Source organism: Shewanella sp. 1311, from assembly GCF_059338235.1.
Window position 1 is genome coordinate 4,296,842 of sequence record NZ_CM181686.1, and the last position, 13,731, is coordinate 4,310,572.

General features: G+C 47.2%; 10 protein-coding genes. 9 read left to right on the forward strand and 1 reads right to left on the reverse strand.

Features of this window, described 5'->3' with window-relative positions:
• The first annotated feature begins 12 nt into the window (after nt 1-12).
• From bamA to tilS, 9 genes are all read left to right on the forward strand, one after another.
• Nucleotides 13-2,493, forward strand: a complete 2,481-nt coding sequence (gene bamA / locus AC5YB3_RS18885; protein ID WP_012088728.1) for an outer membrane protein assembly factor BamA — start codon at nt 13-15, stop codon at nt 2,491-2,493.
• Nucleotides 2,494-2,557: 64 nt separating this feature from the next.
• On the forward strand, nt 2,558-3,055 hold the full coding sequence (locus AC5YB3_RS18890) for an OmpH/Skp family outer membrane protein (protein ID WP_011846353.1): 498 nt from the start codon (nt 2,558-2,560) through the stop codon (nt 3,053-3,055).
• A gap of 3 nt (nt 3,056-3,058) precedes the next feature.
• The gene (lpxD, locus tag AC5YB3_RS18895; protein ID WP_432320346.1) at nt 3,059-4,084 is read left to right on the forward strand and encodes a UDP-3-O-(3-hydroxymyristoyl)glucosamine N-acyltransferase; all 1,026 of its coding nucleotides are present in this window, start codon (nt 3,059-3,061) and stop codon (nt 4,082-4,084) included.
• Nucleotides 4,085-4,115: 31 nt separating this feature from the next.
• Nucleotides 4,116-4,580 (forward strand): 3-hydroxyacyl-ACP dehydratase FabZ, encoded by a 465-nt coding sequence (gene fabZ, locus AC5YB3_RS18900; protein WP_006080990.1) that lies wholly within the window; start codon nt 4,116-4,118, stop codon nt 4,578-4,580.
• Nucleotides 4,577-5,347, forward strand: coding sequence for an acyl-ACP--UDP-N-acetylglucosamine O-acyltransferase (gene lpxA, locus AC5YB3_RS18905; RefSeq protein ID WP_006080991.1), 771 nt, complete (start codon nt 4,577-4,579; stop codon nt 5,345-5,347). Before fabZ ends, lpxA begins: the two co-directional genes overlap by 4 nt.
• A 220-nt stretch (nt 5,348-5,567) precedes the next feature.
• Nucleotides 5,568-6,746 carry a lipid-A-disaccharide synthase gene (gene lpxB / locus AC5YB3_RS18910; RefSeq protein WP_494525933.1) on the forward strand — a complete coding sequence of 393 codons (1,179 nt, stop codon included), beginning with the start codon at nt 5,568-5,570 and terminating at the stop codon, nt 6,744-6,746.
• Complete coding sequence (gene rnhB / locus AC5YB3_RS18915; protein ID WP_494525934.1) at nt 6,746-7,378, forward strand: ribonuclease HII; 633 nt, start codon at nt 6,746-6,748, stop codon at nt 7,376-7,378. Before lpxB ends, rnhB begins: the two co-directional genes overlap by 1 nt.
• A gap of 118 nt (nt 7,379-7,496) precedes the next feature.
• Nucleotides 7,497-10,970 carry a DNA polymerase III subunit alpha gene (dnaE, locus tag AC5YB3_RS18920; RefSeq protein WP_494525935.1) on the forward strand — a complete coding sequence of 1,158 codons (3,474 nt, stop codon included), beginning with the start codon at nt 7,497-7,499 and terminating at the stop codon, nt 10,968-10,970.
• A gap of 41 nt (nt 10,971-11,011) precedes the next feature.
• Nucleotides 11,012-12,472 (forward strand): tRNA lysidine(34) synthetase TilS, encoded by a 1,461-nt coding sequence (gene tilS / locus AC5YB3_RS18925; RefSeq protein ID WP_494525936.1) that lies wholly within the window; start codon nt 11,012-11,014, stop codon nt 12,470-12,472.
• A gap of 248 nt (nt 12,473-12,720) precedes the next feature.
• On the opposite strand, the gene dgcS is transcribed toward tilS, so the two are convergent.
• Nucleotides 12,721-13,611, reverse strand: a complete 891-nt coding sequence (gene dgcS, locus AC5YB3_RS18930; protein WP_006080996.1) for a diguanylate cyclase DgcS — start codon at nt 13,609-13,611, stop codon at nt 12,721-12,723.
• Nucleotides 13,612-13,731 lie beyond the last annotated feature (120 nt).

Below are 13,731 nucleotides of genomic sequence, written 5' to 3' on the forward strand. Positions count from 1 at the left end.
TAGAAGTGCTCTATGAGATTGAATAAACTTTTTGCCTCGATGTTATTCGTCGGTGCGTCGTTTTCAGGGACTGTGTTGGCTGATACTTTCCAACCGTTTGAAGTGACCGACATCCAAGTTGAAGGTTTGCAGCGAGTTGCACTCGGTGCTGCCCTGTTAAGCTTACCAGTAAAAGTAGGTGACACTGTTGACCAGTTAAGAATTCAACAAGCCATTAAAAGCTTGTATGCATCGACTAACTTTGAAAATGTCTCCGTGAGCCGAGATGGCGGCGTATTAGTGGTGAAAGTCACTGAACGTCCTACCATCAGTGCCGTGACATTCGATGGCAACAAAGACATTAAAGACGAACAGTTACAGGAAAGTCTGGACGGTTCTGGCGTTAAAGTTGGTGAGTCGCTCGATCGCACTATGTTGACCGGTATTGAAAAGGGTCTGCAGGATTTCTACTACGGCGTGGGTAAATACGGCGCTAAAGTGGAAGCTCAAGTGATCAACTTACCCCGTAACCGGGTTGAGCTGAAATTTAAGTTCACCGAAGGTTTAGCGGCCGAAATCCGCCAAATTAACGTGGTCGGTAATCATGAGTTCACCGATGCTGAGTTGATTGGCATGTTGGAACTTAAAGATTATGTGGCTTGGTGGGATCTGTTCGGCGAACGCCGTTATCAGAAACAAAAGCTGCAAGCTGATCTCGAGACCATCAAAACCTATTATCACAATAAAGGTTATATCCGCTTTGAAGTCACCTCGACTCAAGTGGCGATGACGCCTGACCGTAAAGGTTTATATATCACCATCAACGTAGATGAAGGTGAGAAATATAAAGTTAAAGAAGTAAACCTGACGGGTGATTTGATGGGCCGTGAAGAGTTGATGAAATCAATTCTGCCGATCAAAGCGGGAGATATGTACAACGGCGGTGATGTGACTTTCACCGAAGAAATGTACAGCAAGTATTTAGGCCGCTTCGGTTATGCCTATCCAGAAGTCAAAACGTATCCTGAAATTGATGATAAGACTAAAGAAGTCACCTTAAACATCAATGTTAAACCGGGTAAACGTGTTTACGTGCGTGCGATTAACTTCACTGGTAATACAGTGACCAAAGATGAAGTGATGCGCCGTGAACTGCGTCAGATGGAAGGGGCTTGGTTAAACTCAGCGCAAGTTGAGCAATCTAAAGCGCGTCTTAACCGTTTGGGCTTCTTTGAAACCGTTGACACTGAAACCATTCAAGTGCCAGGTACCGATGATTTAGTCGATGTCGCGGTTAAAGTGAAAGAGCAGCCATCGGGCTCATTCAACGCGGGTGTCGGCTATGGTACTGAATCAGGCCTGAGCTTGCAGTTTGGTGTGCAGCAAAATAACTTCTTAGGCACAGGTAACCAAGCGGGTATTAGCTTGAGCACCAACAAGTACTCTAAGAACGTTAACTTATCCTATACCGATCCGTATTGGACGAAAGATGGCGTGAGTTTAGGGGGGAGCGTTTATTGGAGCGAGTTTGACGCCAATGAAGCTAACTTAGAGCGTTATAAAAACAGTTCTTACGGTGTGGCGTTGAATTCGGGTTTCCCGATCAATGAATACAACCGTATCAACGGTGGCATAGGTTATCGTCATAACACGATTTCTGAAATCTCTGCCTATGAGCAAGCACTGCGTTTCTATAACATCTACCGTGATGACGATCCAAATGCGGACTTAAGTTTCGATAACTTTGAACTGAGTCTTGGCTGGTATCGTAGCACCTTGAACCGTGGCACTTTCCCAACAGACGGCTCGTCTCAGCGTTTGAACGGTAAAATGACTTCGCCAGGGTCTGATTTACAGTACTTTAAGACAGACTTTGACACTAACTTCTATTTCCCGATTAACCGTAGTCAGAGCTTTGTGCTCTTGGCCCGTGGTCGATTAGGTTATGGTAACGGTTATGGTCAATTTAATGATAACGACCAAATTCTTCCGTTCTGGGAGAACTATTACTCAGGTGGTAGCAGTTCACTGCGCGGCTTTAAGTCTAACTCTGTGGGGCCACGTTCTTTCTATCTCTACCGAGGTAGTGAGCCATGTGCACCGGATCCATCGGGCGATGGTTGTAGTTTGCCGGGCGATCCTAACAGTATCCAAGTGAGTTCTGGCCGTTCAATCGGTGGTAACGCCCTTGCGACAGCGAGCATGGAGTTGATTGTACCGACGCCATTCTTGGATGAGGCTTACACAAACTCAGTGCGTACGAGTTTCTTCGTTGATGCGGGTAACGTTTGGGATACTGAGTTTGATTACAATGCATATCAAACACTTCCAGCAGACGAGTTTGCTAAGTTACAGGATTACAGTGATCCAGCACGTTTACGCGCTTCTTGGGGCTTAAGTGTGCAGTGGTTATCACCTATGGGTCCTATGGTGTTTAGCTTAGCGTGGCCGATTAAAGAATACGAAGGCGACCAAACAGAGATCTTCTCTTTCAATATTGGCAAAACTTTTTAAAAGGCATACACTCGGCAAGTTTTGCTGACTATAACAAGGTAACAAGGAGTTTATTTTGAACAAGATGGTAAATCGCGCGCTGATGACGTTAGTTTTGTTAGGCGCGCCGTTAATGGCACATGCTGAGAAAATTGCCGTAGTGGATATGGGCGCTGTGTTCGAACAGCTGCCACAACGTGAACAGATCTCTCAATCTCTGAAGAAAGAGTTTGGCGATCGCATGGCTGATGTCCAAAAAATGCAAGAAGAAATGCGCTCTCTAATGGAGAAGCAGCAACGTGACGGTGCGTTAATGAACGATGCACAAAAAACGGAACTGGTTCGTAAAATGGAATCGCTAAAATCTGAATATCAGTTAAAAGGCAAAGCATTGGATGAAGACTTACGTCGTCGCCAAGGTGAAGAGCAAAATAAACTGTTAGTTAAAGTGCAGAAAGCCATCAACACTATCGCTGAAAAAGACCAATATGATTTGGTATTACAACGTGGTGCAGTCATTTATGTTAAGCCTAACGCTGACATCAGTGGCAAAGTGGTTGAAGCCTTAAGCAAAGGCAAGTAATAGATGAATAGTGTGACTTTAAAAGAGCTAGGCCTGTTATTAGACGGTGATATCCAAGGCGACGAAACGCTAATTATTAATAGTGTGGCGACCTTAGAACATGCCAAAGCAGGTCAAATCTCTTTTTTAGCCAACAGTAAATATCGCTCTCAGCTTGAGGCAACTCAAGCGAGTGCGGTGTTATTGTCAGCTAAAGATGCGCAGGATTATCAAGGTACTGCGTTAATTGTAAAAGATCCTTATGTCGGTTTTGCCCGTGTTGCCCAGTATTTGGACACTACGCCTAAAGCGGCGGTGGGTATCCATCCTTCGGCTCAAATTGACGCTTCTGCCCATATAGGTGAAGGTGTCGCGATTGGGGCGAATGCGGTTATTGGTGCGAACGTCATTTTAGGTGAAAATGTCCAGATAGGTGCCGGTGTCGTGCTTGGACAAGATGTGGTTATTGGCTCAAAAACGCGTTTGTGGGCTAATGTCACTGTATATCACGATGTGCATTTAGGACAAGATTGTATTATCCATTCGGGCGCTGTATTAGGCTCAGATGGTTTTGGTTATGCCAATGAACGCGGTCAGTGGATTAAAATCCCACAAACGGGCGGCGTTCGTATCGGCGATCGGGTTGAAATAGGTGCTAATTCAACGGTAGATCGCGGTGCATTAGGCCATACCGAGATCCACAATGGTGTGATTATCGATAACCAAGTACAAATTGCCCATAACGATATTATCGGTGAGAATACCGCTATCGCAGGCAGTACGACTGTCGCAGGCAGTGTCACCATAGGTAAATATTGTATTATTGGTGGTAGTTGTGCCATCGCAGGTCATTTGAGCATTGCCGATGGTGTGCATGTGTCTGGTGGGACTAACATTACCAGTACTATGCGTGAGCCTGGTTTATACTCTTCTGCCACTGTGGCAATGGACAATAAACTTTGGCGTAAAAACACAGTTCGTTTCCGTCAGTTAGATGAACTGTTCCATCGTGTTAAAACGTTGGAAAAAAATTTAAAAACACCAGATTAATTGCTCCAAAGCAATTTGAGGAACTCGGTTCGTGTCTAATCAAATGAACACTATGGATATTAAAGAAATACTTAAATATCTGCCCCATAGATATCCATTCTTATTGATCGATCGTGTGCTGGACTACACCCCAGGTGTCAGTCTGCAGGCGATTAAAAACGTTTCAATAAATGAGCCATTTTTTCAGGGACATTTCCCGATTCAGCCTGTGATGCCAGGCGTGCTTATTTTAGAAGCCATGGCGCAGGCAACTGGCCTGTTAGCATTTAAAACCATGAGCAGTGATGTGCCGCCTCCAGGGGTGTTGTATTACTTTGCTGGTATCGACAATGCGCGTTTTAGACGTGTCGTTGAGCCAGGAGATCAAATCCATTTTGATGTCAAAATGATTAAAGAGCGCCGCGGGATTGGCGTCTTCTACGGTGAGGCCAAAGTGGATGGTGAAGTGGTTTGTTCCGCTGAAATCATGTGTGCCCGCAGAGAGATTAGTCAGTGATAGATACATTAGCGTTTGTGCATCCCGATGCAAAAATTGGCAATAACGTCACCATTGGCCCTTGGACCTATATCGGTGCAGGCGTTGAAATTGGCGATGATTGTTGGTTGAGTTCCCATGTGGTTGTTAAAGGCCCAACGATTATCGGCAAAGGTAATCGTATTTTTCAATTCGCCTCAGTAGGCGAAGAGTGCCAAGACAAAAAGTACGCTGGCGAACCCACACGACTGATCATTGGTGACAATAACGTCATCCGTGAAAACGTGACTATCCACCGCGGTACAGTTCAAGATAACAGTGAGACGCGTATTGGGTCGAACAACCTGTTTATGAACTATGTACATATCGCCCATGACTGTGTGGTCGGCGACAATGTGATCATGGCCAATAACGCTTCTATCGCGGGTCACGTACATGTGGGTGATTGGGCGATTTTAGGCGGCATGACAGGTGTTCACCAGTTTGTGCATATCGGTGCCCATGCGTTTACTGCAGGTTGTTCTTTAGTGCTGCAGGATGTACCTCCCTTTGTTATGGCGGCAGGTCAACCGACGATTCCACGCGGTTTAAACAGCGAAGGCATGAAGCGTCGTGGTTTTTCTAAAGAAAGCCAATTGGCAGTGCGCCGCGCTTATAAAACCTTATATCGCAGCAGCTTGACAGTTGAAGAAGCGATTGAAGCGTTGGCTGAAGATGCGCAGAACGATGAGCAAGTGAAATTGTTCCTTGAATTTGTAAAGTCATCGAGTCGCGGCATTATTCGCTAACCTGATGACCACACGACAACAAAAGGGCATTTTTATGCCCTTTTGTATTATTGGCTTAAGCCTATTGGGTGGTTAGACGTTTTTGTTAGTAATGTCCTTGTGCATTCAACCATCAATGAGCTTAATCATTAATTTACATCAGTATGGCTTGGAATGATGTGTTTTAGCTGTTGTTCGCTCCGTCATCCAATGTCATTCATTCATGAGACATGATTGGTTTATGAGCAATAAAACTCCATTAGTGTTTGCCATGGTTGCCGGAGAACTCTCGGGCGATATTTTAGGCGCAGGTTTAATGGCGGCGCTGCAAAAGAATCACCCCGATGCGCGCTTTGTCGGTATTGGTGGTCCCCGTATGGAAGCCCTCGGCTTTAAATCCCTGTTTGCGATGGAAGAGCTCGCCGTGATGGGGATTGTAGAAGTGCTATCCCGTTTGCCTCGTTTATTAACAGTACGTGCCTCCCTGATTAAAGAGATTACCACGCTTAAGCCCGATTGTTTTATTGGTATAGATGCACCGGATTTTAATATTGGCCTCGAGCTTAAACTCAAAGCGCGTGGCATTAAGACGGTTCATTATGTGAGCCCGTCTGTGTGGGCGTGGCGTCCAAAACGGATATTCAAAATCGCCAAAGCCACCCATATGGTGTTGTCGCTGTTGCCTTTTGAGAAAGCCTTTTACGATCAGCATCAGGTGCCTTGTACCTTTGTCGGTCATACCTTGGCCGACGATATTCCCATGCAAAGCGATAAGGCGGCTGCCCGTGCCTTGCTCGGACTAGATGCTGATGCTGAATACTTAGCGATTCTGCCCGGTTCCCGCGGCGGTGAGTTAAAGCAACTGGCCGAGCCGTTTGTGAAAGCAGCTTTATTGATTAGACAAAATTTCCCCGACATACGTTTTGTGACGCCGCTGGTGAATCAAAAACGTCGTGACCAATTTGAGCAAGCGCTGAAGGATTTTGCGCCAGATCTTGAAATCCACATGATTGAAGGTCAGTCGCGTGAAGTGATGACGGCAGCCGATGGGATTTTATTGGCCTCTGGTACAGCGACGTTAGAAGCCATGCTGGTCAAGCGTCCTATGGTGGTGGCTTATCGGGTGAGCCCGATAACCTATCGCATTGCTAAGCGCATGATGCAGGTGGAGCGTTTCTCGTTACCGAATTTGCTGGCTGGAAAAGATCTCGTCCCAGAACTCATCCAAGAAGATTGCACCCCAGAGAAAATTGCGGCGGCAGTCACCCTTGAGCTCAATCGCGATTTTGCGCCGCTTAAAGCCGAGTTTGAAGCTCTGCACCAAGTATTACGCCGTGATGCAAGTTTAAAAGCCGCCGAGGCGGTAATGGCGCTGGTTGAGCCTAAACACACTCATGCTAAATCGCAGGAGGCTCATTAGTGGCAACCTATAAAAGTTTAACCGAAGCCGATTTGCTCGCCTTTTCAACGGGTTTAATTGCCGGTGTGGATGAAGTCGGCCGCGGCCCCTTAGTCGGCGATGTGGTCACTGCCGCGGTAATTTTAGACCCAAACAAGCCCATCAGTGGTCTGAATGATTCTAAAAAACTCAGTGAGAAACGCCGCGAAGCCCTGTTCGATGAGATTTGTGATAAAACTTTGTGTTATCACGTTGGCCGTGCCAGTCCTGCTGAAATCGATGAGCTGAATATTCTGCACGCCACTATGTTGGCGATGCAGCGTGCAGTTGCTGGGCTTAATATTGCCCCTCAGCTTGTGCTTGTGGATGGCAATCGTAGCCCCATCTTTGTTGCCCATAATGGCGCTGGGCTTACCAGCCACAGCATCATTAAAGGTGATGGTTTGATTGCCAGCATCAGCGCCGCTTCGATCATCGCGAAAGTGACGCGGGACCGCGAGATGGACGTGCTCGATGCCGCTTATCCGCAATACGGTTTTGCAAAACATAAGGGCTATCCAACTAAGGCGCATTTTGAGGCCATAGCCGAACATGGTGTGTTTGACCAATATCGTAAAAGTTTCAAACCCGTCAAGGCATTACTGGGACTGTAAGCGCTGCTTTTAGCACTATAGTTCCCGTTATCCGGCAAAGTCACTGGCTCTGGCTGCGTGACTTTGTTAGTCTGCTTTCTAGTTATTGTTAACCTGCTATTCAAAGATAATCCTAATTATGTCCGATCCTCGTTTTGTGCATCTTCGTGTCCACAGTGACTTCTCAATGACCGATGGCGTGGCCAAGGTCAAGCCTATTTTGGCGCAGGTGGAAGCGCAGGGAATGGCGGCTGTCGCCCTGACTGACCAAAACAATTTTTGTGGTTTGGTTAAGTTTTACAGTGGTTGCCATGGTGCGGGGATCAAACCGATTATCGGCGCCGATTTTTGGATGCAAGTGCCCGGATTCGAAGGCGAATTATGCGCCTTGACCATAATTGCGATGAACAATGTTGGTTATCAGAATCTGACCCAAATTATCAGTCAGGCCTATTTGCGTGGTCAAGTGGCTGGGCGTGTGGTGATCGACCAAGAGTGGTTACTCACTTATAACGAAGGCATTTTGCTGTTATCAGGTGCCAAAGAGGGCGATCTGGGTAAGGCGCTCCTCAAGGGTAATAGCACTCAGGTTGAATCTTTATGTGAGTTTTATCAGACACATTTCGCCGATCGATATTTTCTCGAACTTATCCGTACCGGCCGCCCAGACGAAGAGCGTTATCTACACATGGCAGTGATCTTAGCGCAGGAGAAAGGCATTCCTGTGGTCGCAACCAATCAGGTCGTGTTCCTTAAACCTGAGGATTTCGACGCCCATGAAATTCGAGTCGCGATCCACGATGGTTTTACCCTTGCCGATCCGCGCCGTCCTAAAAAGTACAGTGAACAGCAGTATTTACGTAGCGAAGAGGAAATGTGCGAGCTATTTGCCGACATTCCCGCGGCGCTGGCGAACAGTGTCGAAATCGCTAAACGTTGCAACGTGACGATTCGTTTGTACGAGTATTTTCTGCCCAACTTCCCGACGGGCGATATGTCCATAGAAGACTTTCTGGTTGATTGCTCGAGGAAGGGCCTTGAAGAGCGGCTCGAGTTTTTGTTCCCGGACCCTGAAGTGCGCGCCGAGAAACGGGGCGAATACGATGAGCGCCTTGATATTGAACTCAAAGTAATCAACCAGATGGGCTTCCCTGGTTACTTCTTGATCGTAATGGAGTTCATTCAATGGGGTAAAGATAACGGTATCCCAGTGGGACCCGGTCGTGGTTCGGGTGCGGGTTCACTTGTGGCCTATGCGCTCAAAATCACCGACTTAGATCCGCTCGAATTTGACTTACTGTTCGAACGCTTCTTGAACCCTGAGCGTGTTTCCATGCCCGACTTTGACGTCGATTTTTGCATGGATAGACGCGATGAAGTGATCGACCACGTGGCCGAGTTGTACGGCCGCGAAGCGGTATCGCAAATTATCACCTTTGGTACTATGGCGGCAAAAGCGGTTATCCGTGACGTTGGCCGTGTGCTCGGTCATCCCTATGGTTTCGTTGACCGAATTTCTAAACTCATTCCCCCTGAACCTGGCATGACACTGGCGAAAGCCTTTGAAGTCGAGCCAGCGTTGCAAGAATCCTATGATGCCGATGAAGACGTCAAAGATCTGATCGACATGTGCCGTAAGCTCGAGGGCGTAACCCGTAACGCTGGTAAGCACGCCGGTGGTGTGGTGATCGCACCGACAAAAATTACCGATTTTGCGCCGCTCTATTGTGATGCAGAAGGCAAAAACCCAGTAACACAATTCGATAAAAACGACGTTGAAACCGCAGGGCTGGTTAAGTTCGACTTCTTGGGATTAAGAACCCTGACGATTATCGACTGGGCGCTCGAGATGGTGAATAAGGTCGAAGTGAAAAACGGGCGCAAACCAATACGGATTGAGGCGATTTCACTCACAGATCCCGCCTGTTTCCGTTTGCTGCAAAAGTATGAAACCACGGCGGTCTTCCAGCTCGAATCCCGTGGTATGAAGGACTTGATTAAGCGTCTGCAGCCCGACTGTTTCGAAGACATGATTGCACTGGTGGCACTATTCCGTCCGGGGCCGTTGCAATCGGGCATGGTAGATAACTTTATCGAACGTAAGCATGGGCGCGAGGAAGTCTCATACCCAGATTCTCAGTATCAGCATGAATCGCTTCGTGAGCTGTTATCGCCGACCTACGGCATTATTCTGTATCAAGAGCAGGTGATGCAGATTGCGCAGGTGCTGTCGGGCTACACCCTTGGCGGCGCCGACATGCTGCGCCGTGCTATGGGTAAGAAAAAGCCCGAAGAGATGGCCAAGCAGCGCAGTATCTTTAAAGAAGGCGCAATCAATAACGGCGTCGATGGCGACTTGTCGATGAAGATCTTCGACTTAGTGGAAAAATTTGCCGGCTACGGTTTTAACAAATCCCACTCAGCCGCTTATGCGCTGGTTTCCTATCAAACCTTATGGCTTAAAACCCATTTTCCTGCGCAGTTTATGGCGGCGGTAATGTCGGCCGATATGGATAACACAGATAAAATTGTGACCTTGGTCGATGAATGTGAGCGGATGGGCTTGCCGCTTATTCCGCCGGATGTGAACAAAGGTTTGTTCAAATTTACCGTCGATGATGATCTGCGCATTGTTTATGGCATTGGCGCCATTAAAGGTGTGGGTGAAGGCCCAGTTGAATCGATTTTAGAGGCGCGTAAAGACGGCCCCTTTGTCGATTTATTCGATTTCTGTGCCCGCATTGATTTGAAAAAACTCAATAAGCGCGTGATTGAAAAGCTGATCTGCGCGGGCGCCTTAGACAATCTTGGGCCGCACCGTGCGTCAATGATGGCCACCTTGCCCGAAGCCATTCGCGCCGCCGATCAACATGCTAAAGCCGAAGCGATTGGCCAACACGATATGTTTGGTTTGCTCAACAGTGAACCCGAAGACAGTAAGCAGCAGTTTGTTGAATGTACCCCTTGGCCAGATAAAATTTGGCTTGAAGGCGAGCGTGAAACCTTAGGCTTGTATTTGACCGGTCATCCGATCAATCAGTATTTAAAAGAGCTTAAGCATTACACGTCCGGGCGTTTGAAAGATGTGCATCCTACCGAGCGCGGTAAAACAGCCAAGGCTGCAGGGTTAGTGGTGGCAACACGCGTGATGTTGACCAAGCGCGGATCGAAAATGGGTCTGTTGACGCTTGATGATAAGAGCGCGCGGCTTGAGATCATGTTGTTTACCGAAGCCTTTGAAAAGTTTAATCATCTGCTGGAAAAAGATCGTATCCTCATTTGTGAAGGTGAGGTGAGTTACGATGATTTTGCCGGCGGCAACCGCATGACGGCGCGTAACATTATCGACATCAGTGAGGCGCGAAGTCACTTTGCTAAGGCGTTAGAAATCGATATGGATGGCAGTGAGTTAACGCCATCAGCCCTTGATACCTTCGAGCAAGCCCTAAGCCCGTGGCGTAACGGCGCCGTGCCTGTAGTGATCAACTACACTCAAGCCCAAGTCAAAGGTCAATTTAGGCTCGCCGATGCTTGGCGAGTGAATCCGACCGATGACTTGATGCTCTCGCTTGAATCGCTGCTCGGGCCAAACAAGGTGAGAATTTTATTCTAATGTTGGCGAATGTCTTAGGTGCAAACAGATGAAGTTAACCTATGTCGGCTAAGTTTGATGAGCCATTGGCAGCTGGCAATCTCAGCGAGCATATCCGTGCTTTTTTGACAGCGCAGTCTTTAGCGCCTCGCTGCAAGTTAGTGCTGGCTTACAGTGGCGGGGTTGATTCCGAAGTCTTAGCTTTTGGCTTGAGTCAGTTTGCGCGGCAACATCCCGAGTTTAGCTATCAACTGGTGTATGTGCACCACGGCTTAAGTGATAACGCTGATTCTTGGGCGCAGCATTGTCTTGAGCGTGGTCAACATTATGGTTTGCCCGTAACGGTTGAGCGAGTGACAGTTAATCGCGGACCCAGATTAAGCCTTGAAGCCGAAGCACGAAAAGTCCGTTATCAAGCGATTGAACGGCATTTAACTGCAAATGATGTGTTGTTAACGGCCCACCATGAAGATGATCAGCTGGAAACTATCCTATTGGCGCTGAAACGTGGTCAGGGCCCGAAAGGGCTGGCTGCCATGGGGCAAGTACAAGCATTAGCACAAGGCAAACAATTGCGGCCGTTATTGGATATTAGCCGTGAGCAGATTGAGGCCTACGCAAAACAGCAAGGCTTAGTGCATATCGAAGATGAAAGTAATCAAGACGATAAGTACGATCGTAATTTTTTACGTTTAGAAATCATTCCCCGCTTGAAAGCGCGTTGGCCGAGTATTGCGACAACCGCGAGTCGCAGCGCGGCATTGTGCGCCGAGCAACAGGCAACGTTGGATTTACAGGTGAGTGAACGTTTACCTTTATGGTTAACCCAAGCGCCTTATCATACTCAAAGTGTATTCAAGCTCGATGGTTTTGCTGAGCAGTCAGCCGATTGGCAAGCATTACTCTTGCGGGGTTTTATCGAATCACAAGGTTTTGCCTTGCCCTCAAAGGTGCAGCTTAATCAGATCATCACTCAGCTTTTAACCGCGAAAGATGATGCCAAAGTGCATATTCGTGTCGGTGAATGTGAAATTCGCCGCTTTGCTAATCAAGTGTATTTATTTAAGTATCAAACCCGCATGCGTCATGTTAAGCCTGCTAGCTGGGCATTTCCTTTGCAGCTCCTAAATCCTTTAGTGCAGGGCCATATCACTCAATTTGACGTGACTCAATCAGACGTTACTCAATTAGACGTGAAACCTGCGGAGGTTACATGTGGTGAGTCGATACGTCTCAGTGCCTCTAAACAAGGGCCTAGAGCTCGCTTTCCTCGGCCAGATGAAGTGGTGAGTGTGCGTTATCAACTTGCGGGGCAATGTCGCTGTCATCCCCATTCCCGTGGCAAGGGACGAGAATTAAAGAAACTGTGGCAAGAGTTTGGCGTTCCGCCTTGGGTACGTGAAAAGGTCGGTTTCGTGTTTTATAACGAGCAACTGGTTATGGCGATTGGGCTGTGGGTTGAAAAAAGCTTTATTCTTGAGTCGAATGGACTAGGTTTGCAGGTATCTCAAGCTTCTGTTTAAGTGCTTGTTTGGCGAAGTAAGGGGTTGGGAGTTGTCGCTGGAGTTTTTGTGAGTCGTTGCGGTGTTATTCTTTTTAAGTAGGAAAGCAGTAAAGCAGCAAAGTAAGAAAGAGTAGGTCGCAGCACGTCAGTTTGATTCGAATCTTCCTTGAGATCTACATTGAGATATTAACTTTCCTTTCGTTTTGAACCTTCACAGATTACGCGCTGCGAGTTTGTTATCGCATTTCATTTGGCATCCCTGCGCGTCTAAACTAATTGATTTTGGCTGAGTTTATAGCAGTTACGTCCCGCTGCTTTAGCTTGATATAGCGCCTTATCGGCAAGTTCATAAAGTTGTTCGGCTTCAATGGTATCGTGTGATTCTGCCGCACCTAAACTACAGCTCACTCCAAACTGGGTGAAACTACTGTGCTGATTGATGGCCGAGACAATCCGTTCGCATAGCAAGCCTGCCGCATGAATATTGCCTTGGACAATAATCACGAATTCGTCACCGCCGATACGGAATGCTTGATCCGTATTACGTATGGTCGCACGAATGATGTCGCCAAATTCCTTCAGAATATAATCACCACATTTATGGCCGAATTTATCATTTAGCTGTTTAAAGTTATCTAAATCGAGCACTATGAGAGCGACAGAACCTTGTTTTCTATGGGCTCTGGCGGTCGCATTGCTGAGACTTTGACTATAGTAATGGCGATTACCTAAACCTGTGAGCGAGTCAAACATGGCTTGCATCGACATTTCTTGGTATTGCATTGCATTTAATAACGGTTGCAATAACAGCGGCTCAATCTCTTTCAGGTTTGAGGTTTGCGATGGCGTCAGTGGCGTCAATAACTGGTATTGAATCGTCAGCGGCATACCAGCACATATCAGCTGTCGTTTGACGCTGATACCATAACGTTTGCCCCAGCTTAATTTATGTTCGCCATAACTTAAGCGCACACCTTGGATCGGCAAGTGTTGTCCCAGCACTTTGCCATAGCAGGCAAAGACTGTCCTTGGATCTAAACTGGCGTGCAGTTGTTGGATCACTTGTACCAAGTCCAATGGATTATCATTGGGACTATAATGTTCTGTTTGATAGCGATATTCGTCGGGATATAGCTCGGTCGCTAGGCCAAAGTCCATAATCATCACTCCAGCAAATGTTAGTGCGATACATCTCTTACCTAGTCTAAGCAAATACCGTGCCGTAATATTTGTTAATAAAATTTGTCTTTGTTAGTCATTCAGTTAAGCTTAAAACTC